Here is a 25,442-nt window from a genome sequence, read left to right as displayed (position 1 = left end):
CATGTCTGACAGCCTAGACTACCTTAGTAAGTGAGCAGCTTTAAGATAACGTAGTAAATTCAATTAAGTAAGCCGTGAAGATTCCAAGTTCAATCTGGACATTACTCATTGGCATCGTGCTAACGCTCGCTAGCCTTTGGTACGGTCAAAATCACGGTCTGTTGCCAGCAGCAGCCACAGATGAAGCCGTATTGGTGGATGGTCTGTTCAACGCGATGATGGTCGTTTCTACAGGTATATTCCTAATCGTCGAAGGTGTTTTAATTTACTCTGCATTTAAATATCGTCGGCGTGCAGGTGATAATGAAGACGGCCCACCAGTTGAAGGCAATATACCTCTAGAAATTCTCTGGACGGCGATCCCAGCAATTATCGTTATCGGTATTTCTGTTTACAGCTTTGATGTCTACAACGAAATCGGTGGCTTTGATCCCCATGCTATTCATGAAGCGCCGATGATGAATCAGGAGTCGATGAAAATGCCAGGGCATGGGAGTGCTATCGCCGCAACTTTAAACGATACTCCTCCCAGCACCGAACCCAACCTCAATCAAGAAAAATCTGATGAGGCAATGCAAGATCCAGCTACGGCAGCAGTTCGTAATGCTGACCAAATTCCGCAAAAGCGGAATGCCCCAGGTGTCGGTAGTGTTGCCCCGACGATTGGGGGAACTCCTGATAAAGCAGGCAAACCAGCACAATTACAAGTCAACGTCACTGGTCTACAATATGCCTGGATTTTCACCTATCCTGAAACTGGTATAACTACAGGTGAAATGCACGTCCCCATCGGGCGAGAAGTGGAAATCAATATGACCGCCAACGATGTCATCCACGCCTTTTGGGTTCCAGAATTCCGCCTGAAACAAGATGCGATCCCTGGTAGGCAAAGCGAGATTCGCTTCACCCCCAAAACAGCAGGAGACTATACCCTAATCTGTGCTGAACTTTGTGGCCCCTACCACGGTGCGATGAGAGCGCCAATAGTCGTTGAGCCACAAGAAGCCTTTGACAAATGGGTGCAAGAACAACTAGTTGCCAGCAAAGAAACACTAAATCAAGCCGTTGCGGTTAATCCTGCCGATCTATCCCCAAATGAATTTCTCGCCCCTTACACCAAGGACATGGGAATTCAGCCAGAAATCCTCCATCAAGTTCACAAATAGTCATTAGTCATTAGTCATTAGTCATTAGTCATTAGTCACTGGTCATTAGTACTCATACCAATGACAAAGGACAAATGACAAAGGACAAAAGACAAGTGACAAAGGACAAGTGACAAAGGACAAATACTTCGACTACGCTCAGTACAAGTGACAAATGACCCAAGCTCAAGTGCAAGAAACTGCCAACACCCCTGCTCTTGTTGAGGAGCCAGGGATCAGAAAATGGCAAGACTACTTTAGTTTCAACACCGACCATAAGGTGATTGGGATTCAATACCTAGTCACTACATTCATTTTTTACTGTATCGGTGGCGTAATGGCTGACTTGGTTCGTACAGAACTGCGAACCCCAGAAGTCGATTTCGTCACCCCTGAAGTCTACAACAGCTTATTTACGCTGCACGCCACGATCATGATTTTCTTGTGGATCGTGCCAGCTGGTGCGGGTTTTGCTAACTTCCTCATCCCTTTGATGATTGGGGCAAAGGATATGGCATTTCCGCGCTTGAATGCTGTTGCCTTTTGGATGATTCCCCCTGCGGGTTTATTGTTGATCGTCAGTTTAGTGGTAGGCGATGCACCGGATGCAGGTTGGACTTCCTACCCTCCCCTGAGCTTGGTGACAGGTCAAGTCGGTGAGGGAATTTGGATTATGAGCGTTCTCTTACTAGGTACGTCATCGATTCTAGGGGCAATCAATTTCTTGGTGACATTGCTCAGAATGCGTATCCCCGGTATGGGGGTTCATCAAATGCCGTTGTTCTGCTGGGCGATGTTTGCTACCTCGGCGCTGACTTTGGTATCTACACCAGTGTTAGCAGCTGGTTTAATTTTGCTGGCTTTTGACTTATTCGCAGGAACGACATTTTTTAACCCGACTGGGGGTGGCGACCCAGTTGTGTATCAGCATATGTTCTGGTTTTATTCCCACCCAGCCGTTTACATCATGATTTTGCCTTTCTTTGGGGCAATTTCAGAAATTATCCCGGTGCATTCCCGCAAGCCGATTTTTGGCTATAAAGCGATCGCTTATTCGTCTCTTGCCATTAGCTTTCTGGGGCTAATTGTTTGGGCGCACCACATGTTTACCAGCGGTATCCCCGGTTGGTTGCGGATGTTCTTTATGATCACCACGATGATCATTGCCGTACCTACGGGAATTAAAATATTCAGTTGGCTAGCAACCATGTGGGGCGGAAAAATCCAGCTTAATACTGCCATGTTGTTCGCTATTGGCTTTGTCGGCACCTTTGTCATCGGCGGGATCAGTGGCGTAATGTTGGCAGCAGTGCCTTTTGATATTCATGTCCACGACACCTATTTTGTGGTAGCACACTTACACTACGTGCTCTTTGGCGGTAGCGTGTTAGGGATTTATGCAGGCATTTACCACTGGTTCCCAAAAATGACGGGACGAATGGTGAACGAATTTTGGGGTAAAGTTCACTTTGCCTTAACAATAGTTGGTCTAAATATGACCTTCTTACCAATGCACAAACTGGGATTAATGGGCATGAACCGCCGCGTCGCTCAGTATGACCCCAAATTTACCTTTATCAACGAAATCTGCACTTACGGCGCTTACATACTAGCAGTTTCAACATTTCCCTTCATCATTAATGCGATTTGGAGTTGGTTATACGGCGAAAAAGCTGGTAATAATCCTTGGAGGGCACTTACCTTAGAGTGGATGACTACATCACCACCTGCGATCGAGAATTTCGATCGAACCCCAGTACTAGCTACAGGCCCCTACGACTACGGTTTGGAAAATACTAATGAAGGTGTACCTTTATCCGATCCCAATCCCGTCTTATCTGGCGGGCCCAACTCAGTACTAAGAGCAGAACCCGACTCGGCGGTTGCTGCTAATTCCGAAGACCGGAAATAGAGTTAGGAGTAATGAGTAATGAGTAATGAGTAATGAGTAATTCTCCCCCTGCTCCCTGCTCCCTGCTCCCTGCTCCCCAGTCCCCAGTCCCCATTCCCCATTCCCCACTGATAAAAATTCATGCAAAGTCAAACTATTGACCCAGCTAAAACCGAACTAAATCATCACCATGCAGCGGAAGCGTCCGTCGGTCATCATGAAGAACATCCAGACCATCGGATGTTTGGGCTAATTGTCTTCCTAATTGCTGAAGGGATGATTTTTATGGGGTTGTTCGGAGCCTATTTGGCTTTCCGTGCTACCTTACCTGCATGGCCGCCAGCAGGTACTCCAGAATTAGAACTTTTGTTACCTGGAGTCAACACCATCAATCTAATTTCTAGTAGTTTTGTCATGCACAATGCCGATACTGCTATCAAAAAGAACGATGCGCGGGGTGCGCAAATCTGGTTAGCAATTACCGCTGCAATGGGTGCTATCTTCTTGGTTGGTCAAGTATATGAATATACCCATTTAGAATTTGGTTTAACTACCAATTTATTTGCTAGTGCATTTTACGTTTTAACTGGTTTCCACGGATTGCACGTGACTATCGGCGTTTTGGCGATTGTTGCTGTGTTGTGGCGATCGCGCCTTCCGGGTCACTATAGTAACGAAAAGCACTTTGGCATTGAAGCAGCCGAAATCTATTGGCACTTCGTTGACGTAATTTGGATTATTTTGTTCGGATTACTGTATCTACTGTAAGTATTAATTAACTAGTTGTTTAATCCACGCGGACAACTTAATAAGCCCCCACTAGGGGGCTTTTTTAATTAACAGAATAAAAATCTTTGTGAAAATGAGTATAAAGACGTAGAAGTGCTACCCTCATACAACAATATGCTTGGGTTAGCCCCAAAAACCTGAGACTTCTTGGCATTTCTTACTTTTGCAAGATGTCCCTTAAACTATATAGGTTGGGAAGCCACTGCGCCCGGTTTCCCGATTTTTACCTTTACGGGGAACCAAGCTACGCTTTTAGCGTTCCCTTCGGGTAGCAAGTGGCGTTTGAGAAACGTAGACCCGAAGGGGCTTCTCGAAGAGTAACCTAACTATTTGCAGGACTTTGTTGGGTTGCGCTTTTCTTAATCCAACCTACTAGCGTGAAATGCTTAAAATGTTGGGTTTAAAAAACTCACAAAAACCAAAATCTAATCATTAACAGAATTATTCAACCCAATAAATTCAACTTGCCGCACTAGTAAATTTTTTTTGTGTTGCCTTATACAAAGGTTAGAAACATAAATAAGGCATATTTATTAGCTGCCTAAAAAAAGTTATATCAATTCTCTAAAATGAGGCAACACTTTCAAAACCCGAAAGCCATGCCATATAAAACTTTCTTAATTACGAATTGGTATTAAATAAAAATATCTAAAAATCAGCTTCGACTATTTATTCCAAGTATTACTTTTGCTAGATGCAACTGAGTGATTGGAAGTGATACAAAAATTAAGTGAAGTCAAAGGTGGGAAAAGTCGGAAAAGTAGGATGTTTTAAAGAAAGTATTGAAGAACCAGTTAATATACTGTAAATTAATGTTATAAGGACTAAGTAAACCAATAAATAAAGAAAGTTCGCAAATTTATACGGATTTAATTTAATAAAATACAGTTCTAATATTTCTTCTAGTCATAAAAGTAGAAGAATTTGAAGTTATTCGAGAGATTGCAAGTATTGTAATTCGTAATTTTGCTTTTTCATTAGACCTTTTGCAAAAACCCTTGAATCACCTCTCCCCAACCCTCCCCTTCATAAGGGAAAGGGGCAATGTTTTAGGTTTTCCCCTAATATATCGGGGGGATTAAGGGGGGTCTATTCGACTTCTGCAAGAGGTCTATTGAAGTATTTGATACCAATTCCAAAAATGTTTACGACAGATACCCAACCTGCGCTGACGCGCACCCTCCCCTTGCTAAGAATAGGTAGGGATGGATTTTTTTAACAATTGGTATGACACATATTAATTGTGGCATTTTATGGAAGCGAATACGCATTAAAGATTTGCCAGAATCATTAGTAGATCGAGATCGTAAAATGTGTGAGCGATCTAAAAGTTGCACATAACTATCTCAAAAACTTACCCAATCTTTTTTAGTTTTTTCGTCAAACTCACATCGATCTGACAACGCGATCGCAGTTAGTAACGACTACAATCTGATGAAAAATTCTAGCGAACACTTTAATTGCTATTTGTGCCTTTAAATTTCACTGCTCAAGGTTTCGTCAGTAATCAGACTTAGCAGTTAAAAGAATTAACCATCTTAACTCATAAATATTATTCTCTGTCCACAGTAGTTAAATTGTGGACTAGTGTTAAATTTACTTAAGTGGTAATATTATTACAGAAGTATTTCATAAATTAATTTTGTATTAAGATATTTGTAAGGGTATTCAACAAAGCAGTCAAGCAACTAACCACCAAAGGTATCCAAAGGATAAGTCGCGCGATGGCTAACTGCCGCAAAGATCGGCAAATCTAACGGCAAGCAGTTATTGATAACCTCACTCAAGCTCTGAATGGTCAGTAAATTAAGAAGTAGTATACGCCACATGAGCCAGAACCCTCTAGTCAGAAAAACACTCCGAAGTCGCTTTGAAACTGTCAAAGTGATGGGAAGCGGAGAATCTGGTAACACTTACTTAGTAGGGGGTGCTATAGGTAACAGACATCGCTCCTCTTTAAACAGAAAAACACTTCGGAATCGCTTTGAGATTGTCAAACAGTTAGGAAGTGGCGGTTCTGGTGATACCTACTTGGCCATTGACTTGGATTTACCAGGACAACCTCATTGTGTGGTCAAACATTTCCATCCAAAAGATTCTAACCCTGCTGTTCTACCCATTGCTAAAAAGCTATTCGATCGGGAAGCAGAAGTTTTATACCAGCTAGGCAACAACCACGAGCAAATTCCGAGACTGTTTGCTCATTTTAATGAAAACGGAGATTTCTATTTAGTTCAGGAATATATTGACGGTCATGCCTTGACTCAAGAAATTGTCCCAGGTCAGCGTCTGAACGAGAATACAGTCGTAAATTTATTAAAAGACATCCTAGAAGTACTGGCTTTCGTCCACCAACACGATATTATTCACCGAGATATTAAGCCTCAAAACTTAATGCGGCGGTACTCCGATCGCAAGATTGTGCTAATTGATTTTGGCAGTATTAAGAAAATTGGTGCTTTGGGAGCAGGCTTAACAATTGCGGTTGGCACTCCTGGCTATATGCCAAGCGAACAGGCTAAGGGAAAGCCAAAACTTTGCAGCGATGTTTATGCAGTCGGGATGATTGGCATCCAAGCTTTAACAGGCTTAATGCCTGAGCAATTACCAGAAGATCCCACTACTGGAGAAGTTATCTGGCGCGACAAGGCAGAGGTAAGTGATGCTCTGGCAAATATTTTAGATACAATGGTTCGCGATCGCTACAACCAGCGTTATCAGTCTGCCACAGAAGCTTTACAAGCACTTAATTCTGATGTAGCGTTATCACAGTCTTCCCAATCTGCTGACATCAACCACAAGGCTGATGATACCTATTTGCTAACTTATAGAAACTTTATTTTGCTACTGGGCATTGGTCTTGGTGCAACTACGAGTTTGATAGTAATAGTTTTAATTTATACATTCATTAATACGGGGACATCGCTTCCAAACCAACCTACTCCACTAAAGAGTTTTATAGAAAGGTTGAGTTCCCGTCATTAACTAATACAAGTAGTCTACTAGCTAAAATCAGCACATAACAGAAGAATCTCTCAAAGCAATTGCACCATTGCAAAAACTACCAAAGAATAAATTTAATTTCACTAAATTAGAAAAATTAATTATCTAGCAGCAATCATCAGACTGTCTATTAACTAGCTATTACAAATTTAGTTTGAATTTAAATATTTCATGATGACTGTAGGATAAATACTTAGATATTCCTGTAAGATAAATACAATGAAACAATATTTAAAAATATGGACAATACAAATCAAAGAAAAGCTTTAATTAACAGTGAAATCTCCCTCTTTCTGAGAGGTTTGATTATTGGTAAAGTTCTCACACTTATGGTTATTGGCGGATTACTTTGGTGGTTATTGAAGCCAAATTTATCGTCTCCCAACAGCGTTAATTCCTCTAATCAAAATTTAAATCGCATCTCTAAGAATGAATCAACTTTTCAGACAGTTGCTGATGTTCCCACTGCATCATTCAACTACGGAGGTAGTACCGCTTGGGCATCTATTCGGCAATTGGTAGATTCTCAGATCCAGAGCGATCGCCCGGAACTACGATTACGTTACGTAAACCCTGTTAATGGTAGTCCTGGTTCTAGCTCCGGCATTCGGATGTTGCTTGATGGGAAAATAGACTTTGCTCAGTCCTCCCGTCCCCTGACGGATGAAGAACAAGCTACGGCAAAAGAGCGAGGCTTTACCCTTGAGGAACGTCAGGTGGGTAAAGATGGGATAGCAGTGGTAGTCAACCCATCACTCAATGTGCCTGGTTTAACTGTTGACCAATTGCAGCAAATTTATTTAGGCAAAATTACTAACTGGAATCAAGTCGGCGGGCCAAATCTACCGATCACAGCTTTTTCGCAACGACCAGAAGACGCAGATACAGTAATATTTCCTAACAATAGTGACTTAAAAGGACAAGCATTTGGCTCTAATGTGCAATATGTCTACTCGGCTACAGAGGCAGTGCGCCAAGTCAGTAAAACCCCTGGTGGTGTGTATTATGCTTCTGCCCGTTCGGTAGTCTTTCAATGTAGCGTGAAGGCTTTACCATTGGGTCAGACTTCCGATCGGCTAATTACCCCCTATCAAACGCCGATGGTTTCGCCTGAAAAGTGTCCGCGTCAGCGCAACCAGCTAAATACTCAGGCGATCGAAAATGGCAGCTATCCGATGATTGCTAATTTGTTTGTGATTATTAAGCAGAATAAAGGTTCAGAACAGCAGATTGGAAATGCTTATGCCAATCTTTTATTAACCGATCAGGGACAAAGAGCAATTGAGCAAGCTGGTTTCGTTGGCGTTCGCTAGTAGATTTATTTGAAGGATAATTGAGCAAGCTTTCCAGAGATACCCGACCTCTTAAACAAATCGGGTATTTAGGGAAAGCGATCGCTTTTCTATTTATTCACTGCTTGTTCAATATTCATTTATTCATCGCTTGAGTTGAAGTTCACTCGACAGCATAAGAAGTAAACTGGCGCTTAAAAGGAGAATGGAACCCAATAACAATATCAGAAGGGGGTACACCTAACTCAACCAATCGTTCAGCAACAGACTCTTCTGTACCGTTATACTGAATCCATATTTTACCATCTTGAATATCAAAATGCATGACTGGGCCAAACACCCGCTTATCTCCTTGCCAGCCAACGTAAGCTAGTTGATAATGGTTGTTTTCGTTGTCTAAAATTAATTGTGATTTGACAGTATCGGTATTAGACGTGATTTGTTGATGTTCGCTGAGAATTTGTTTAATAAATTGTCGATAGCGTTCTATTTTATCCATAGCCGAATTTCCTCACGTTTGGGGTCGTAAATTATCAATTTAACTTGATAACGATGAAGGGTGCGTTGGACAAAAAAAAGTTGGAAAAAGTCTTGATATGTTTCGATAGGAACAGCTAAATAAAGCACTCTGTCTGCTTCTTTTTCTTCAAGAGCTTGGCAGTAATTCAAATATTGTCCGAGTGCAGTATGAAATTCACTGATATCTGAATCTGCAATAAAACTCTTAATTTAAACAGCTATTTTCTCTGTATTCCGTTCTGCGGCAATGGCATTTTCAGCCGCTAATATTTGTAGTTTAATCGCTTCACTAACACGAATTGTAAAAGGGTCGTGAGTAATTATCCACCCATCTTTGATTAATGCTTGTTTTACCTGTTGATGGAAAACATCTTTAGCCATTTTGCTATCTCTAAATTAGAGTCTCAAAATGAAAACATTCTATTTTTATGATATTTTAACGTTTAGCTGAACCCAAAATTAGATTTTTGCTCTATGCAGTGCGCTCGCACTCTCCATTATTCTCCATTGCTGCGGCAAGTTTCTCTAAATTTTGACGAACAGTAACACTACGCTGATGATTTACACCCCAGACTCGTTCACAAATATCTAAAGCTTGCAAATAAAGCGGTTCTGCTTCACTGTAACGTCCAGTTGCACGATAAATTTCTGCCAGATTATTGAGACTTTCGGCAACATTGGGATGATTTTCTCCCAATAGGTGCTTATCAAGCTCTAAGGCTTTTATACATAAGGGTTCCGCTTCATTGTAACGTCCCTGCTCTCTGTACATATAACCAAGAGCATAGATCGTATCTGCTAATAGCGGATGCGCTTTTTGTAATACACGCTGCTTGAGTTCTAATGATTGCAAAAACAAAGATTCCGCTTCACTGTAGCGTCCTTGAGCGCGGTATATTAAACCTAAATTGTGCAAATCTGTGGCAACATCAGGATTTTCTTCTCCCAAAAATCGCTTATCTAATTCTATTGCTTGTTGCGATAAAGGTTCAGCTTCACTGTAGCGTCCTTGATGATAATAAAGTAGCGCTAAATTATTCAGTATCAGAGCAAAAGAAAGATGATTTTCACCCAGCAGACGTTTTTCGAGTTCTAATGATTGCAAATATAGAGGTTCTGCTTCGTCATAACGTCCTTGTTCATCATATAGTAATGCCAAATTGTTCAGACTGGCAGCGACATCGGCATGGTGTTCTCCTAACAATCCTTTCCTCAGTTCTAAAGCTTGTTGATATAGAAGTTCTGCTTTACTATATTGTCCAGTAGATTTGTAAAGTCCTGCCAAATTATTCAGGCTAGTAGCAAAAGCCGGATGATTTTCTCCTAACAGGCGTTTTCTCAGTTCTAAAGCTTGTTTATATAAGGGTTCGGCTTCGCTGTAGTTTCCTGTTGCACGATATATTCCTGCTAAATTGTTGAGGCTATTAGCTAAGTCTATCTGCAAACCCAATTCATTTTGTAACTCACTCGCTTTACGCCAATATTTAATTGCTAATTCCTGTTCTTCTTGATAATTTTGAGATTCACCCCGATCTAATCTGCTGTGGTAAATATCGCCCAATCTTGAGTATAACGTAGCCAAGGTGGGGTCTTTAGTTCCCCGTTCTTGTTCTACTTTCTCAATTAACCTTTGTAAATCTTGAATCGGTAAGAAAAAGCGATTAGTTTCATTAGTATCTGTGCTAGCTAATTCTGTATCTCGAAAAACAAAGCGGATATTTTCTAATTCTTTACCAGGAATAGCATTTGTTTTTTGAGATTCAAACCGAAATACACCGTTGCGCCAACTCCAAAAATCAGGAGCTTTTTTAATTAAGTTGACTAAAATTTGATTAGTTACCCAAAGCACGATCGCAAATGGAAATTCGCGCAATCCTTCCCTAGTCCACTGTAAGTAACCAAAAAATTTCTCCTGTTCCGATTGCTCATTTCCTAACCTGAGAAAATACAATTGTTCAGCACCCGTCACAGTGATTACCGCCGGGTTTTGTTGACAGAGATATTCTTCTTGTTGTACCAGTTGGTTAAGAGCAGCTTTCAGGCTAGGTTCCTGACGTGCTAAAGTTACTCGATATGCACCGAAGGCTGGTTGTAATTCAGCTTCATATTGAATAATTATCTCATCGCGAAAGCTAGCATCATCGCAAACCGCAATCAGTAAATTTAATCCCCGCTTTTGAGCTTCAATAGAAACAATTAAATCATCATAGGCATCCTGATTTTCTCCTTCATCATCTAATAATTCTTCATTTAACATTAATGGCTCCCTGTCTTCTCAAGCTTTCGATAATAATGGGATGAACATCATACCAAGTTTCATCAGTGCGATATTCTAGAACATATAGTCCATGTAACAAATCTAAAAACTCTGCTTGTTTGGGGTCGTTGGGCATAAATTGTTCATACACACTCTGCAAAATATCGATATCAGTTTTTCCTAACCGGATCGAAAAATCATTGCGAATTTTATTGATTGCTTGCAAAAGAATTTTATCATCAATAATAACTTTGGCTGAAGGATTTCGCCGGATAGTTCGCAAACATATACGGCAACATTCCTTAGAAATCCGAATTAATTCTCGTAGTACGCCACCACTATAAATTACGATTTTTTCAGCCGTATCTGCTGCGATTAATTCATTAGGAATCCGCTTTTGTAAAACTTCACCGAGAATCTTTGTTGCTTCCGGGCGAGGTTGGGCATTTGGTAAGCGATTTTTACCTTTATCAAATATTTTTAAGACAGGCATTGCTACAACTTGATCGTTGGTTTCAGTGGCAATTATTGTGCTAATAAATGTTTCTCGAAGGACTGCGATCGGGATAGTGTAAATAATTTGAAAGTTAGGTTGACAGAGAGCTTTAATGTTATCTCGATAAATTTCGTTAACTCTGCCCAAGTCAAGTTTATCTAAATCATCAATAATTACTAAAACGTTTTGTTTAGTTGCAGCTTGAATTAGGGCAGCAATTTCATTAATTCTGGCAACTAAATCTGATAACTTGCGTTCAAATTCTTGCTTAATTTCATCCCGAACGCTGGCATCAGCTTTTAATTTAGAACTAATCAACTTTAAAAGGTCAAAACCTATACTTACTTCCGCTTGCAAATTGGATTCTTCAGTGCGAGTGCGGGTAGCGAACCACTTATAAAGAGCTTCTTTAGTAGATTGCGGAATATCAACTTTGCGAGCTTCTGCCTCTGTCATTAAATTAACTGCGATCGCAAACAGTATATTAATATGATTAACCGCCGACATTTCAATTTTATCGGCAATAGAAAAGAGAACTACAAAATATTTATTTTGAATTTGTCGGCTAAATTCAGCTAACAAAGTAGACTTACCACATCCCCGATGTCCTGTAAAGACAATTTTGCCATCTCCATTAGGACTATCTTCTACTAATTGGTTCAGGTCTGCAATCAAATCATCACCATATTCGACTCGAAATCTTTCCATTTCGTTCCGTTCCATTAACGGAAACAGTTCGAGATTGCTGTATGCTTCTTGAAAGGAGTTTAATAAGTCTTGAGACATTGGATAGTGCTGTTAACGTGCTAACTATTCATATAATGGCTCATGATTTTTGAAGCACAAGTTTAGGTCATGTCTAGGATAGAGTATGCTTACATAACTTCTCAAATTCCCTTAATAAATAACTACTAGGTGAGTGGTATGTTATGTCTTAAAAAGAGATACCATAATTTCCAACTTTCAACCGATAAATAAGTAGCAGGGGTCAATAATCAATCAGACTGAATGATAGATGATACATTCGATAATTCAAACTGAATGATAGATTATACAGATAACATCCTGAAAGCTACTTAACACATAAATAAAATAAAATTTTCAGTTAGAAAAATAAATTTTTAGCGTACTTCGTCTCATCTCCCTCTAGCCGATGCAATAGTAGCTGTTGTTACTATTAGTGAGTAGTCTGTCAAAGAATAATTGACAAATACATTATCTGTAGAGACGGCGATTTATCGCGTCTCTCTAACGTGTCAGTCTTTTAGACGCGATAAATTGCGTCCTTACATGAGATACTGCAACTTCAAAACCAGCTTTTGCGACTTCAAAACCAGCTTTTGCGACTTCAAAACCAGCTTTTGCGACTTCAAAACCAGCTTTTGCGACTTCAAAACCAGCTTTTGCGACTTCAAAACCAGCTTTTGCGACTTCAAAACCAGCTTTTGTGACTTTAAAACCAGCTTTTCTCAACGAATTTCAGCAAATATACCCGCATCTATCTAGTTAGCTAATGCCATCCATGCTTTTATAATTCTGTAACTTCACTGTGGCTGCTGCATCCGCTTGTTGCGTATTTTGATGATATATAAATAACTCAGTGTATAACATCCGGGTTATTTATAAATTAATCGAAACAGGAAAACTATATGACGCAACGCAAACGAAACTCCATGTCGCTGACCAAAGCTGAACGAAGGATTGAAGGAATGCAGACAATTAACCCTGAGTTAGACTTTAGTAATGGGTTTTCAATTGCTACTTACAACACTAAAGTAGTTGAGTTAAGAGAAAAGCTAGCCGCTTATAATCAAGCACAAACAGTAGTAAATAAGACACACAACGCATTAATAGAAGCAGAACGTGAGTTGAATACTTATTCTGAGCAAATGCTGTTAAACGTTGCATCTCACTATGGCAAAAATAGTGATGAATATGAGATGGCTGGTGGAACCCGCAGGTCAGACCGCAAGAAACCACGCCCAGTAGTAAACCAAACAGTGGCATCTGTGAAGTGATTGTTTGGACTCGCCGTTTCTTTAGATAAGGGTGCGTTGACCTTTGTGATAACGCACCACGATCCTACATTCTACCGCTTAACTTCTGAGCGTCTCTAGTGATTTTTGACATAGCTAAAGGTATTGTCAAACCCCAAATTAGACTTAATTGTAGGTTGGGTTGAGGGACGAAACCCAACATCTACTTTGGTCTGTTGGGTTGCGCTTCGCTCATTTCTTAACTCACATTTCAACAGAAATAAATTGACGGTATCCTTTATACCAATACTTTGGTATCAAAAGCGTAACTCAACCATCATAAAATTAACACAATGCAATATCGCCGAGCCACAATCGAAGGTGGCACTTACTTTTTTACACTCGTAACATATAAAAGACAAAGACTATTATGCTTACCTACTAACGTATCTTTATTAAAAAATGTTTTTCGGTATGTAATGCGACAACACCCATTTATAATTGATGGCTTTGTTTTATTACCGGATCATCTGCACTGTATTTGGACATTACCACAGGGGGATTGCAATTTTTCTACTCGTTGGCGTTTGATCAAAAGCTATTTTAGTCGCCAGTGCATTACTTTATCACAGGAAAACTTATCTACCTCTAGGCAAAATAAAAAAGAGCGAGGTATTTGGCAGCGTCGTTTTTGGGAACACTTGATTAGAGACGAGGTAGATTTTAAAAATCACCTTGAATATATTCACTACAATCCTGTCAAACACGGTTTAGTGAAAGCTCCAAAAGATTGGGAATATTCCAGTTTTCATCGTTCTGTTCGTCAGGGTATGTATGATATTACGTGGGGTGCTGGGCAAGCAATTGTATTTGATTCTGATATCGGTAAAGAGTAGATATCGCTTAAATTGTAGGTTGGGTTAAGCGAAGTGAAACCCAACATCAGCGTTGGATTTTATCATGGGTAATGTTGGGTTTCGTTCCTTAACCCAACTTACGAATTCCTAGCTGAAATTGTCGGTTGGGTTAAACTAAGCGCAACCCAACATCAGCGTTGGCTATTATGATGGGTAATGTTGGGTTTTGTTCCTTAACCCAACTTACGAATTACTTAATTGTAGGTTGGGTTAAGCGAAGCGCAACCCAACATCAGCCTTGGGTATTATGAAGGGTAATGTTGGGTTTCGCAAAGCCTCAACCCAACCTACGAATTATTTTTTCAAAAAGTCGCAATCTCGCAGAATTAATTGAGTCGAACAACTGTTCGGTTTTGCAACCTACCAAGCTATCCGACTCGGTTTTATATTCGGAGGTTGTCGCTTTCCTCGCTGGTTCAGGTCTGGACTCCCTGGTGTACGCTCGATAAATTCCCACTTACCGACTCTGACTTTAGGGAGTACTCACGCCACAGCCACCGCCACCAAGCGAAAACCAACATTGTTGTTACGATTCGCGCGCGCGTTCCTATTGCGATTGGCAGAACGGCAATTCCTGGCATTGTTGATCCAACTACCGCCACGCAGCAGCTAAAAACGACCTGCCCCATGCTCAAATTCTCAAACTAAGTGAGAAATTTGATTAAATGTAGTGTATAATAGTTATGATATCAAGATACAACTTTCTTGAAAAAAAATTTTTAACCGCTTACGGCGGAGAGTAAAAAAGGGAAAAGAATAAGAAGTGCAGAGGGCAAAAGGGGAAGAGTGTAAAGGGCAAGGAATCCTCACGCCACAGCCACCGCCACCACACGAAAACCAACATGGTTGTAACGAATCGCGCCCTCGTTGAAGTAGCGATTGGCAGAACGGCAATTCCAGGCATCGTAGTACCAACTACCGCCACGCAGCAGCTTTATGTCATTATCTTTACCAGTCAGCCACGGACTACCATCTTTTGGCGCACCCTGGTAATTGTCATTATATACATCTCGACACCATTCCCATACATTACCATGCATATCGTATAAACCGAAAGAGTTTGGTGGAAATTTTCCTACATTTGTTGTTTGTTGACGAAATTCACCTTTTGGTACAGAGCCATAAGGATAGTTACCGTCGTAGTTAACTAAATCTGTGGTAATCGTTTCACCAAAATAAAACGGGGTCTTGGTTCCAGCCCGACAAGCATATTCCCACTCCGCTTCACTGGGTAGTCGATAGGTTTTTCCTATTTTTTGGCTCAATTTTTTACAAAATTCTACTGCATCATCCCAACTTACCTGTTCTACAGGTCGTTGCTCACCCTTGAAGTTGGAAGGATTATTACCCATAATTGCTTGATATTGCGCCTGGGTGATTTCATATTTACCCATGAAGAACCCAGGTACTTTTACCTCATGTTGTGGACTTTCATTTTCATTTCTCTCTGCTTCTTTTTCCGGCGAACCCATCATAAAGGTTCCCCCTGGTATCTGCACCATTTCCAGGGTGACACCATTTTTTAAGTCTGCCACAAAGCCTTTTGGTTGCTGTTTTATTTTTGGTGTAGCTACTGGTGTAGTTGTTGGTTCACCTGTAGCTGCTGGTATCGCTGTTGGTGTAGTTGTTCCTGAATCAGACCGCCAGATACGCGGTACTACAATTGCCAAACCCAACCCAGCACCCGCAAACCCAACAGTTTGAATCACCTTTCGCCGTGACCAGTTAGGTAATATTGGTTTTGTTGATGGCGTTGAAGGTGTTGGAATTGTAGATGTTGAAAATTGTCCCGCACCAGAAGTCTGAGTATTAGTAATTGGTGAGGTTTCCTTGGGAGGTGTTTGAAGAGGTTGACTTATAGATATATTTGTAACTGATTTAGATGCTTGTGGAATTGTTTGCTGAGATAAATCAGGAATTGCAGAACTATTTCGCAACTGAGCAATTCTTTGTAAACCTCTCACCGCCTCCATATCTTGCCCTGAAGCCGCAGCTAATACCCGAATCCATAATTGCTCTGCTAAATCTAAATTCCTGTTTACTTCTGCTTGGTAAGCATCGTTTTTCAACGTGGCGATATCTGCTAGGGTTGCATATCGTGGCACAAGTATTAGGTGAGATTTATTCACAGGTTCAGCAATAAGATAAGGCGTTTGCCTTGTATTCTTATACTGGCGAACCAGTTCAGGCACGCGAAACTTGAGATATTGATCCAATCGTTCAACAGTAGCGCATTTACCTTGAATTCCTAATCCTTCTAGTAATGCAGTAGTAAAAGCACCTTGTTGTAAAGCCTCAATTTCATAAGAATACTCTTGAGGAATACAAGAAAAAATGCTGATAACTCCTTGTTGACGTGCTTCTTCGGCGGTTTGTCGCCCAATTCCTTCACCTGTTTTTTTACCTTCATTGCGACAAGCATCCAGAATTAAGACAACGTTATCAGCACCGCAGCGACGCAGGCGTTCAGTGACAAAGTTAATCGCAATTGCCGTATTTTCAATATCCTCTGGATCGCCATCACAGGGCATGAGATAATCACGGTCAGCGTATCTTATCCCATGACCACTGAAGAAAAACCAGAAATTATCTCCTGCTCCCATAAAGGGATTCTCAAATAACTGCCGCAAGATTCGCAACAAGTTAGTGCGAGTTGGGCGAGTCGATTTTCCAGCAACATCAGGGGAGTCATCCGAGAAAAAGAATATCCGCTCAAAACCGGCTTCATTCCCTAGAAACTCCTGCATTAACTGTGCATCCCGCTTGGCATAGTTTAGCGGTTGCAGATAATCATACTGGTTAATTCCGATCGCGATCGCCCAATTTTTTGCCATCTTACCCTGGTTCTTGGCGCTTGAACTTCAGCTTAATTGCTCCTTTAGTCCCAGCTTTTGCACCATTGCCAATTAATTTAACTTCTCCATCTGCACTAATTTCTACCGACAATTCAATTTCATCTAGCTGCATCTTGGAGTTGACTTTTGCTTGCTGTTCGGCTTGACTAAACAAACTCCCCACAACTTTGAGAAAGTGAGTCATATTTTGCTCTAATGTTTGAGCGCTAACCTTAACCGCATCTCCTACGCCTTTGCTACCAATACTTTCCCTGATAGTTTCGTCTCCCCAACCCCGTGTATTACCACTCCCGCCTTTAGCACCGTCAGGAATTGCTATTTGCGGCGTTTCATCGGTAACAATCCAAATGCCGTCGTCTTGAGGTGTTTCTGACATATTACCTTAAATATTTAGATGAAATTTTCCCATAAATACAGATACAACGGTAGAGATAGCGATTCCGATTATTAAGAAATTTCAGGGTAGTAGAAGCAGCAATCCCTTGCAAAGACGCGATTCATCCCATCTCGTAAGCGTCTCGTAAATCTATCACGTCCGATCCGATCGCAAAAACGATCGCCCCCTTGTAGAGACGCGATTCATCGCGTCTTCTTCCTTCCCATCATTTACATAGCGCGAACAATTCCGAGTTTTTTGGGTTGGCAATTACATCAATGCAAAGCAATAATTGCATAAATTTTGATATCAAAATTTATGCAATTATGAATCATTACGATCCTCAACCACAAAACAACAAACCCAAATACAAAGGTAAATATCGAATTGATTCAACACGCTTACCAGCATGGAGTTATACCAGTAATGCCGGATATTTCGTTACTATTTGCACCGACGCTAAAAAATGCTTTTTTGGTGAGGTTGTGCAGGGTGAAATGCAGCGATCGCTAATTGGAGAAATTGTTCATAAATTGTGGTACGAGATTCCTAATTATTTTTCTAATTGCCAGATAGATTCGTTTTGTGTCATGCCTAATCATATTCATGGAATTTTGATTATTAATCAAATACGAGAAGGAGACGCGATGAATCCACGAACACAGGAAGAAGACGCGATGAATCGCGTCTCTACAAGGGGGGATATGCAACGAGGTGGGGTTACTGGGTTATTTAACCCGATGTTGTCTAAAAATTCCCTTTCTAAAATTATTAGATGGTACAAAGGACGATGTACATTTGAAATTAATCAAATTTATGAAGGTTTTGGGTGGCAAGAAAGGTTTCATGACAATATAATTCGCAACCAATTCGCCCTCGATCAAATTAGACAATATATTATCAATAACCCAATTAATTGGGAAAGCGATCGCGAACAACCACCCCATCCCCCCTTGTAGAGACGCGATTCATCGCGTCTTTTTCCTGTGTTTGATTCATCGCATCTTCTTCCTGTGTTCGATTCATCGCGTCTTCTTCCTGTATTCGATTCATCGCGTCTTATACTATTGACGCGTATACCGATGTTTCACCCCAATCGGGAAATATTCAAAATCCCCCATTGGAGCTAATGTAACCTGTGGTGTTTGATATTCTACGGGAACATAATTAGCAAACTCACTATTGAGACGTAACAATTGTGAAAGAATAGAAGAAGCGATCGCAAGTCTTTGGGCTTCATTACCCTCTACCCCTACAGCTAATTCCACAACTACAGATAAAAATCGGTTTTTATCAGCATCTTCTTTCACCTGCAACACGAATTTACCCGTCACCCATTCTTGAATTCCTGGTTGTTCTAATCCCACCGTCACATTTTCGGGATAGATATTTGCGCCAAAGTAGGAAACTGTAAAGTTAGAACGTCCAAAGACATAAACAAAAGGTAGCTGATGAATACCTCTTGGTGATTCTTGAGTATCGAAACGGAGATTTTCCAACGGGTTAAATCCCCATTCTGCTAAAAATTGCAGTATGGCATCATAACTAATTATCCCACCAGTATCCAAGATGTCATAACGCACTAAGGGAATACCGTTATCTCCCGAAAACAGCAATCCGCCATCTTGAACTTCAAAAAAGCGAGTGAAAGGATCGTATTGTACTAGCGTGGGTAAACGCGATTCCCCAAATAAAGTTCTAGCTGCATCGGGATTTTCTGCCAAAAAACGGCGAATACAAATACTTAACGGGGTTTCATTACCCAAAACTCCCGCATCCGCAGTGCCGTAAAGTGATGCAAAATCATAACAAGGATTTCGCGAACCAACTCTTTCGCCAACTAAACTCCGCCATTCTTCACTAAATACTTCTCCCGCCATCACTAATTTAATCTGATATTGCTGCCACTCCACACCACGAGCGATACCAGTGTCAATCACATCTTTTAAAAATGGCGGGTATCCTAATAACACAACTTGCTCAAAACCTGAAGCAAGTTCTTGGACAACTCGCAAGATTTCTTCTTTGTTGTTACCAGGAGTAATTACAGTGATGGGATAACCTTTGCTAGCAAGATAACGACAGCAATTAGTGGTAAACATTCCACCTACCCAAGTGCCTAAAGTGAAACAAATCACTGCTAGGGTACGTCTGGTATCTGCATAGAAACTATCGTGAAAAATCTGTTCAAAGCGTGTGGCGATTTGGAGTTCATCTGTGAAAAAACGAGGCCAAAATGTCGGTTTCCCACTGGAACCTGATGAAGCAGCTATCATGTCGCACGCTTGGAGTTGTCCGTTGCGGCACAAGTCAGCTAGAGGATAACGCAGTATATAATTTTGTTTAGCGATCGCTGGTAGTTTTTGAAACTGCTCTAAGGTTTGAATAGTCGCGGGATTAATTTCCCTTTCTGCTAAAAACGCCTTGTAGGCTGGTACATTCGCCGCCACATCGTGAAATAAACTCAAAGCTGCTGAAGTTTGAGTGTTGAGATGCCTTTGCAGTAGAGTTTCTAGGGGGGTAGACAAAAAATCTTCAAATGCTTTAATTACTTGCTGCTGTCTTGATTTGCCGTTCATGACACTTGCTTATTTATCCTGAAGTAGAACCAACACCGTTTAAAATAATTCGTAATTCGTAATACTCGCCTTCATGCGAGAAGCAAGCTACGTAATTCGTAGAATATCCGAAAATGAAGGTATGTGCGTTGTAGTCATTAAATAAAACCTTAATTTATCCTTCAGCACCATGCAGCTCTATTGCAGTAAACAACACACAAATAATGGTAGTAACCGCTTTTGCACCCATTGTGGCGAACCATTACCTCTTGCTGTGGGACAGGTTGTAGATAATCGCTATCAGATTATCCGTCATCTAGGACAGGGTGGTTTTGGACGCACCTATTTGGCGGAAGATATCAATAAATCCCATCAAACCTGTGTGCTGAAGGAATTTGCACCCCAAGTACAAGAAAATCAAGATTTACAAAAAGCTAAAGAGTTATTTGAGAGAGAAGCTAATGTCCTAAAAAAACTCCAGCATCCACAGATTCCCCGTTTTCACGCCTCGCTACAAGTGAAGATAGGCACTAAAGATTTTTTCTTTTTAGTGCAAGATTATGTGGATGGTGAAAATTACTACCAGTTATTAGAACAGCGTGAAAGTCAAGGAAAAACCTTTAGTGAAGAGGAAGTAATCACCCTCCTGCAACAAATTTTACCTGTATTATCATACATCCACTCACAAGATGTAATTCACCGCGATATCTCTCCCGATAATCTAATTTGGCGGCGTTCTGATAATCTACCAGTGCTAATTGATTTTGGTGGCGTCAAGCAATTGCCAGCTTCTCAAGGTTTTTGGCGTACCAAGTTAGCTGAAAATAATACTTTATTGGGTAAAAAAGGTTACGCTCCCGAAGAACAGCTACGGCAGGGAAAGGCATTTTTTAGTAGTGATTTATATTCTTTAGCGGTAACATCACTGGTGTTACTCACAGGTCAAGAACCGCAGAAACTATACGACAGCTATCAGGGAATTTGGAGGTGGGGAAAAGAAATCCAAGTTAGTCCCAAACTAGAAACAGTGTTAAAAAAGATGCTGGCTTATCGACCGAGCGATCGCTACCAACGAGCCGAGCAAATCCTTAGAGATTTACCATCGCCAACTGCAACTAAATCTTCAGGTAATTATATTACCACCAAGATCAAGACGATGGTCGTTGCTCCAGGAAGACAACGCGCCAGTGCTGTTATGAGCAGATTCCAGAGGCAGACGCAAGCAATTGTTAAACCAGCATCTTTCCCTGTTTGGATTCGCCCTTTTGTGATGAGTTTAGGGGGAACGGCTTTAGTTGTTTTAACTGGCGCAGGTGCTTGGGCGGTAGTAAATGCAGTGATTAAGAGTGTAACTTCAATTACTATTCCATCAATTTCATTACCGCAAATCCCCCAGTTTCCCAATCCTAGCGGTAAACCAACAGGCGACAAAGGAAAAAATAGCGACCTCCAGAAAATTATCACTCGTCGTCAAGAGTTAGAAATTACTGAAGGATTTTTTATTCGCACAGTAGACGATTTATTTTATACAAAAAAACCAGAATTAAAGGGACGTAGCCTGACATCTAAGCCTGAAGATGCTGGTTTACGAGATGAATGGTCTGATATCGCCGATAATTTATTGGATAAACTAGAACAGGCTGACCTCAGTACAGCAGCTCGTCGGAAATTAGGGAATTATAGTCAAAAAGATTACGATACATGGAGACGAGAAGCGCGATCGGGGCAGTTTGGCAACTATACAATCGATCAACTGACCAAAGACACCAATGAAAAATTCGATCGCTTGTTTCCCGATCAACAGCGTAAGAAACTAAATCAACAGACTTTTGGTCAAATTTGGTATGCGATCGCAGCCGATCGAGTCAGTAAAGTACAATCTGGCAAATAAGGCGACTGGGGAGAAATAACTTAATAACAAATGACAAGTGACAAATGACAAAAATATATTGTTCTAAAGGACATGAAAATTCCCCAGGTAGCCGCTTTTGTCTCCAGTGTGGTGAGAATTTGTTGGATACGCCCATGAGTTATAGTATCCAACCAGGAATGACTTTAGGCGATCGCTATGCGATCGTGCGTCAAATTGGCCAAGGTGGCTTCGGACGCACTTATTTGGCTGAAGATGTCAACCGTTTCCGCGAACTTTGCGTTTTAAAAGAATTTTCCCCCCAAGTTCAAACCGCTTACGTTGTCCAAAAAGCTGAAGAACTCTTTGAGAGAGAAGCGAGTGTTCTTTATAAACTGCAACATCCCCAAATTCCCCGTTTCCGGGAACTGCTGCGGCTGAATTTAGGGGGCAAAGAATATCTATTTTTGGTGCAAGATTATGTAGAAGGGGAAACTTACAATTCTTTGTTAAATACCCGACTACAACAGGGTTTACGCTTTACAGAGGCGGAAATACGCCAATTATTCTTTTCAATTTTGCCAGTGTTGGAATACATTCATTCACTAGGAGTAATTCATCGAGATATTTCTCCAGATAATTTAATGCTTCGGACTGTTGACAAACTGCCAGTTTTAATTGATTTTGGTGGTGTCAAACAAGTAGTAGCAACCGTAGCTTCCGAATATTACCAACCCGGCATGGTTGCACCTCCGCCAGCACCAACCTTATTAGGAAAAATCGGATTTGCACCGCCAGAACAAATGCAAACTGGGTTAGTATCTCCCCACAGCGACTTGTATGCTTTGGCTGCAACAATGTTGGTATTACTGACAGGGAAACAACCCCAAGAATTAATTGATACTTATACTCTCACCTGGCAGTGGCGACGGGAAGTTAATCTGAGTCAAAATCTGGCACAGGTATTAGATAAAATGCTATCGGCTAGACCAAGCGATCGCTATCAATCAGCCCGTCAAGTACTCCAAGCCCTCAACTCACCCCCAGCGAATTATCCGCCAACTCAATATCCCACTCCACCACAACCCACAGCCGCCACCGTCGCCGTCTCCCCACCTCCCCCACCTTCCCCAACCCCTCCATATCCCTCATATCCCTCATCTTCCCCCTCTTCCTCCTGGTGGACGCCAACAAAAACCTTTATTGTGGCGGCGCTAGTAGTTGGGAGTGTGGGATTAATTTGGTGGGGATTGAATGGCAGGCGAGATGTCGGGCAAGTCGATCCTAATCCTACAGCCAGCCCCATTCCAACCAGCGAACAACCAACCGATCCTTTAGCGCAATATTCGCCAGCAGAACGAGAACGCAAAGAAAGATTAAGCGATCGCCGTCAACAGTTGGGTATTGACTCTAACTTCTACGTGAACTTAGTGAATCAAGTTTTTTGGGACAGAAATCCCAGTTTACGGGGACGTACTCTCAGTAATGGTCCTGAAGATGAAAGTTTGCGCGCAGAGTGGGATAAAACAGCTTCGGAATTACTAGAAAAGCTTGCACCACTGAGTAATAATGCCCGCCAAAAACTAGGAACTTACACAACTGCTGAACGCGATCGCTGGAAAGTGGAAGTCAACAAAGTCAACGTTGGTAGTCGTTCTTTGTATGATTTGGGAGATACTGCTTTCTTCAGTGTATTTCCTGAGCAACGGGGTAAAAGTTTCCAAGGTCAGCCCATTGGACAAGTTTGGTATGGATTTGTTAGCGATCGACTCAGTGCAATCCTTGACGGTAGCGCTTTCCAGAAACTTGTCTTCGCTCCGGGAGCTACTGGCAAAACAGTCAATGGTACTCTCCAATCTGGTAGTGGTAAAGTATTCATTGCTGGACTTGCCAAAGACCAATCTCTGGATTTGAAGCTAGAAGCAAATTCCCAAGTTTTGTTATCAGTCTATTCACCCTCTGGCAAAATTCGATTTTTAGAAGATTCTACCAAGCGTAGTTTGTCAACTAAATTACCAGAAAATGGATTTTATGAGTTTGTCGTGGTTTCCACAGCAACGAAACCAGTAGATTATCAACTCACTATTACAGCGGAAAATCCCATCGCTCCCCCACCACCAACACCCACGCCCACGGAAACATCCACACCTGCACCAACTCCCACGCCAACGCCGACACCTACGCAAACACCCACGCCTATAGAAACCTCCACACCTGAACCTGAACCAACACCAACACCAACACCTGAGACAACGCCCTAGTACCGCAAGGCGGAATTAAAAATTAAAAATGTTGGGTAAAGGTTAAAGGTTAAGGGAAAATTCCATATTTTTACCCTTTACCCTTTACCCCTTACCCTTTTCCCCACAATGCCAAGAAGTCTATTGTAGTAGTGTCTTTCAATCTGTCTGCACTACACCTAAACGCAACGCAATTCGCTGGTGCTTCATTGGATCGTAGGGTCTACCTCTGTGCATCACTTGTGAGTTGTCCCAAAAAAGAATATCTCCTGGCTGCCAAACATGAGAGTAGACTGGCGTGCAGTCGAGAACAGTCCTAAACAAATCTTCCCAGAAACGTTTTGCTTCTTCTGGTCGATCTTCCATACCAACTGCGATCGCAGTGTCCGAACCTAAATATAATCCCTTTTTACCAGTGACTTTGTGAGTGGACACAATGGGATGCAGTTTCTTCGGTATATCAGTATCTGCATTGGGTTTTTGAGAAAATCTTGGTGGCGAGTGATACATCGACATCTGCTCTAATTGCTGCTGATGTTGAGGATCTAGATTATTGTAAGCTTCTACCATATCGAGGAACTCAGTAGTGTGAGGTTGCCCATCTACACCTTCCGGCACTTGTATTCCATAAAGCATCACAACATATAGTGCGTTCATATCCAGTCCCTCTGTACTGGGGAGGCCATCTTTATCATGATGCCATTGCCACGCATATTTCCCGGCTGGATCGGCAACCGGCCCCTTTGGATTGCCCAATATATAAACATATTGGCTTTGTAAATCTGGACTAATCTCAGGATCTAATGTTTTCGGAGGGCCGCCAAACATAAAATCGCCAAAGGTCTGCTTGGCAAATTCTTTTAATTGTTGTGCAGTTATCTGTTGCTGTCTAACGACTACAACGCCATGTTTCCAAAGTGATTCTTTTAATTCACGCGACTCTATTTCTGTGAGGCAGTTAAGATTGCAACCGCGCAGGACTTCAATTCCCAGTCTTGGGTGGTGCTGGATTGTTTGTTGTTGAGTAATTTGAATCATTGCTATGCATTTATTTTGGTAGCAAACTATCGGATCGAACTATATAGTTAATTAGTGTAGATAGGAAATTTCTGTAGTAGTATCTTATCTAAAAAAGTTGCCCAAGTATATTAAATATTGAAGGAGCTATAGGACTAGTATTTGATTTTTGAAATTACTCGTAGAGGCAGGGAACAGGCAATAGGCAATAGGCAATAGTGAAGAAGAGGATTATAAGTGTACGGATTTTTTTCAGAAATCA

The 25,442-nt window shown here is 41.3% G+C and carries 19 protein-coding genes and 1 pseudogene; 10 read left to right on the top strand and 10 right to left on the bottom strand.

The window, feature by feature from the left end:
• Window positions 1–74 precede the first annotated feature (74 nt).
• The 5 genes from NSTC731_RS21645 to NSTC731_RS21625 all read left to right on the top strand — a co-directional run bounded on the left by NSTC731_RS21645 (window position 75) and on the right by NSTC731_RS21625 (window position 8,141).
• Complete coding sequence (locus NSTC731_RS21645) at window positions 75–1,166, top strand: cytochrome c oxidase subunit II (RefSeq protein WP_445626743.1); 1,092 nt, start codon at window positions 75–77, stop codon at window positions 1,164–1,166.
• A gap of 154 nt (window positions 1,167–1,320) precedes the next feature.
• Window positions 1,321–3,057 carry a cytochrome c oxidase subunit I gene (ctaD, locus tag NSTC731_RS21640; protein ID WP_445626742.1) on the top strand — a complete coding sequence of 579 codons (1,737 nt, stop codon included), beginning with the start codon at window positions 1,321–1,323 and terminating at the stop codon, window positions 3,055–3,057.
• A gap of 120 nt (window positions 3,058–3,177) precedes the next feature.
• Complete coding sequence (locus tag NSTC731_RS21635) at window positions 3,178–3,804, top strand: cytochrome c oxidase subunit 3 (protein WP_104909637.1); 627 nt, start codon at window positions 3,178–3,180, stop codon at window positions 3,802–3,804.
• A gap of 1,848 nt (window positions 3,805–5,652) precedes the next feature.
• Window positions 5,653–6,810, top strand: coding sequence for a protein kinase domain-containing protein (locus tag NSTC731_RS21630; RefSeq protein WP_445626741.1), 1,158 nt, complete (start codon window positions 5,653–5,655; stop codon window positions 6,808–6,810).
• 257 nt (window positions 6,811–7,067) lie between these two features.
• Window positions 7,068–8,141, top strand: a complete 1,074-nt coding sequence (locus NSTC731_RS21625; RefSeq protein WP_445626740.1) for a PstS family phosphate ABC transporter substrate-binding protein — start codon at window positions 7,068–7,070, stop codon at window positions 8,139–8,141.
• A 142-nt stretch (window positions 8,142–8,283) separates the two neighbouring features.
• Here the strand turns inward: NSTC731_RS21625 and NSTC731_RS21620 are convergent, their stop codons facing one another.
• The 5 genes and pseudogenes from NSTC731_RS21620 to NSTC731_RS21600 form a co-directional block, all read right to left on the bottom strand.
• Complete coding sequence (locus NSTC731_RS21620) at window positions 8,284–8,619, bottom strand: XisI protein (RefSeq protein WP_445626739.1); 336 nt, start codon at window positions 8,617–8,619, stop codon at window positions 8,284–8,286.
• Window positions 8,607–9,020, bottom strand: a pseudogene (locus tag NSTC731_RS21615) (XisH family protein). The gene NSTC731_RS21620 and the pseudogene NSTC731_RS21615 overlap by 13 nt, the downstream one beginning before the upstream one ends.
• Window positions 9,021–9,111: 91 nt before the next feature.
• Entirely contained in the window at window positions 9,112–10,896 is a 1,785-nt protein-coding gene (locus NSTC731_RS21610; RefSeq protein ID WP_445626738.1) for a tetratricopeptide repeat protein, read from the bottom strand.
• Window positions 10,886–12,178, bottom strand: a complete 1,293-nt coding sequence (locus NSTC731_RS21605; protein WP_445626737.1) for an ATP-binding protein — start codon at window positions 12,176–12,178, stop codon at window positions 10,886–10,888. Before NSTC731_RS21605 ends, NSTC731_RS21610 begins: the two co-directional genes overlap by 11 nt.
• A 462-nt stretch (window positions 12,179–12,640) precedes the next feature.
• Window positions 12,641–12,865: a hypothetical protein gene (locus NSTC731_RS21600; protein ID WP_445626736.1), complete on the bottom strand. Its 225-nt coding sequence runs from the start codon at window positions 12,863–12,865 to the stop codon at window positions 12,641–12,643.
• A gap of 176 nt (window positions 12,866–13,041) precedes the next feature.
• Here NSTC731_RS21600 and NSTC731_RS21595 point away from each other — a divergent pair, with 176 nt between their 5' ends.
• Complete coding sequence (locus tag NSTC731_RS21595; RefSeq protein WP_322695936.1) at window positions 13,042–13,410, top strand: hypothetical protein; 369 nt, start codon at window positions 13,042–13,044, stop codon at window positions 13,408–13,410.
• 311 nt (window positions 13,411–13,721) lie between these two features.
• Window positions 13,722–14,264: an REP-associated tyrosine transposase gene (locus NSTC731_RS21590; protein WP_445626735.1), complete on the top strand. Its 543-nt coding sequence runs from the start codon at window positions 13,722–13,724 to the stop codon at window positions 14,262–14,264.
• Between the two features lie 504 nt (window positions 14,265–14,768).
• Here the strand turns inward: NSTC731_RS21590 and NSTC731_RS21585 are convergent.
• The 3 genes from NSTC731_RS21585 to NSTC731_RS21575 form a co-directional block, all read right to left on the bottom strand.
• Window positions 14,769–14,891, bottom strand: a complete 123-nt coding sequence (locus NSTC731_RS21585) for an SUMF1/EgtB/PvdO family nonheme iron enzyme (protein WP_445632140.1) — start codon at window positions 14,889–14,891, stop codon at window positions 14,769–14,771.
• 200 nt (window positions 14,892–15,091) lie between these two features.
• Entirely contained in the window at window positions 15,092–17,119 is a 2,028-nt protein-coding gene (locus tag NSTC731_RS21580; protein WP_445626734.1) for an SUMF1/EgtB/PvdO family nonheme iron enzyme, read from the bottom strand.
• A 1-nt stretch (window position 17,120) separates the two neighbouring features.
• A complete protein-coding gene (locus tag NSTC731_RS21575; RefSeq protein WP_445626733.1) occupies window positions 17,121–17,516 on the bottom strand; it encodes a Pepco domain-containing protein in 396 nt (131 codons plus the stop codon).
• 278 nt (window positions 17,517–17,794) lie between these two features.
• Here NSTC731_RS21575 and NSTC731_RS21570 point away from each other — a divergent pair, with 278 nt between their 5' ends.
• The gene (locus NSTC731_RS21570) at window positions 17,795–18,475 is read left to right on the top strand and encodes a transposase (RefSeq protein WP_445626732.1); all 681 of its coding nucleotides are present in this window, start codon (window positions 17,795–17,797) and stop codon (window positions 18,473–18,475) included.
• Between the two features lie 105 nt (window positions 18,476–18,580).
• On the opposite strand, the gene NSTC731_RS21565 is transcribed toward NSTC731_RS21570, so the two are convergent.
• Window positions 18,581–20,095: a phenylacetate--CoA ligase family protein gene (locus tag NSTC731_RS21565; RefSeq protein ID WP_445626731.1), complete on the bottom strand. Its 1,515-nt coding sequence runs from the start codon at window positions 20,093–20,095 to the stop codon at window positions 18,581–18,583.
• A gap of 169 nt (window positions 20,096–20,264) precedes the next feature.
• Here NSTC731_RS21565 and NSTC731_RS21560 point away from each other — a divergent pair, with 169 nt between their 5' ends.
• Both NSTC731_RS21560 and NSTC731_RS21555 read left to right on the top strand, forming a co-directional pair.
• Window positions 20,265–21,965: a protein kinase domain-containing protein gene (locus tag NSTC731_RS21560; protein WP_445626730.1), complete on the top strand. Its 1,701-nt coding sequence runs from the start codon at window positions 20,265–20,267 to the stop codon at window positions 21,963–21,965.
• A gap of 44 nt (window positions 21,966–22,009) precedes the next feature.
• Window positions 22,010–24,184, top strand: a complete 2,175-nt coding sequence (locus tag NSTC731_RS21555; RefSeq protein WP_445626729.1) for a protein kinase domain-containing protein — start codon at window positions 22,010–22,012, stop codon at window positions 24,182–24,184.
• Between the two features lie 138 nt (window positions 24,185–24,322).
• On the opposite strand, the gene NSTC731_RS21550 is transcribed toward NSTC731_RS21555, so the two are convergent.
• A complete protein-coding gene (locus NSTC731_RS21550; protein WP_445626728.1) occupies window positions 24,323–25,201 on the bottom strand; it encodes a TauD/TfdA dioxygenase family protein in 879 nt (292 codons plus the stop codon).
• Window positions 25,202–25,442: the final 241 nt, after the last annotated feature.

It is taken from the genome of Nostoc sp. DSM 114167, assembly GCF_052692655.1.
The sequence above is the reverse complement of the archived record's forward strand: the minus strand, read 5'-3'. Positions and strand labels throughout refer to the sequence as shown.

Coding starts and splice junctions, on each gene's coding strand:
- ctaD (WP_445626742.1), top strand. CDS start 1,321: ATGACCCAAGCTCAAGTGCAAGAAACTGCCAACACCCCTGCTCTTGTT.
- NSTC731_RS21635 (WP_104909637.1), top strand. CDS start 3,178: ATGCAAAGTCAAACTATTGACCCAGCTAAAACCGAACTAAATCATCAC.
- NSTC731_RS21630 (WP_445626741.1), top strand. CDS start 5,653: ATGAGCCAGAACCCTCTAGTCAGAAAAACACTCCGAAGTCGCTTTGAA.
- NSTC731_RS21625 (WP_445626740.1), top strand. CDS start 7,068: ATGGACAATACAAATCAAAGAAAAGCTTTAATTAACAGTGAAATCTCC.
- NSTC731_RS21620 (WP_445626739.1), bottom strand. CDS start 8,619: ATGGATAAAATAGAACGCTATCGACAATTTATTAAACAAATTCTCAGC.
- NSTC731_RS21610 (WP_445626738.1), bottom strand. CDS start 10,896: ATGTTAAATGAAGAATTATTAGATGATGAAGGAGAAAATCAGGATGCC.
- NSTC731_RS21605 (WP_445626737.1), bottom strand. CDS start 12,178: ATGTCTCAAGACTTATTAAACTCCTTTCAAGAAGCATACAGCAATCTC.
- NSTC731_RS21595 (WP_322695936.1), top strand. CDS start 13,042: ATGACGCAACGCAAACGAAACTCCATGTCGCTGACCAAAGCTGAACGA.
- NSTC731_RS21590 (WP_445626735.1), top strand. CDS start 13,722: ATGCAATATCGCCGAGCCACAATCGAAGGTGGCACTTACTTTTTTACA.
- NSTC731_RS21580 (WP_445626734.1), bottom strand. CDS start 17,119: ATGGCAAAAAATTGGGCGATCGCGATCGGAATTAACCAGTATGATTAT.
- NSTC731_RS21575 (WP_445626733.1), bottom strand. CDS start 17,516: ATGTCAGAAACACCTCAAGACGACGGCATTTGGATTGTTACCGATGAA.
- NSTC731_RS21570 (WP_445626732.1), top strand. CDS start 17,795: ATGCAAAGCAATAATTGCATAAATTTTGATATCAAAATTTATGCAATT.
- NSTC731_RS21565 (WP_445626731.1), bottom strand. CDS start 20,095: ATGAACGGCAAATCAAGACAGCAGCAAGTAATTAAAGCATTTGAAGAT.
- NSTC731_RS21560 (WP_445626730.1), top strand. CDS start 20,265: ATGCAGCTCTATTGCAGTAAACAACACACAAATAATGGTAGTAACCGC.
- NSTC731_RS21555 (WP_445626729.1), top strand. CDS start 22,010: ATGACAAAAATATATTGTTCTAAAGGACATGAAAATTCCCCAGGTAGC.
- NSTC731_RS21550 (WP_445626728.1), bottom strand. CDS start 25,201: ATGATTCAAATTACTCAACAACAAACAATCCAGCACCACCCAAGACTG.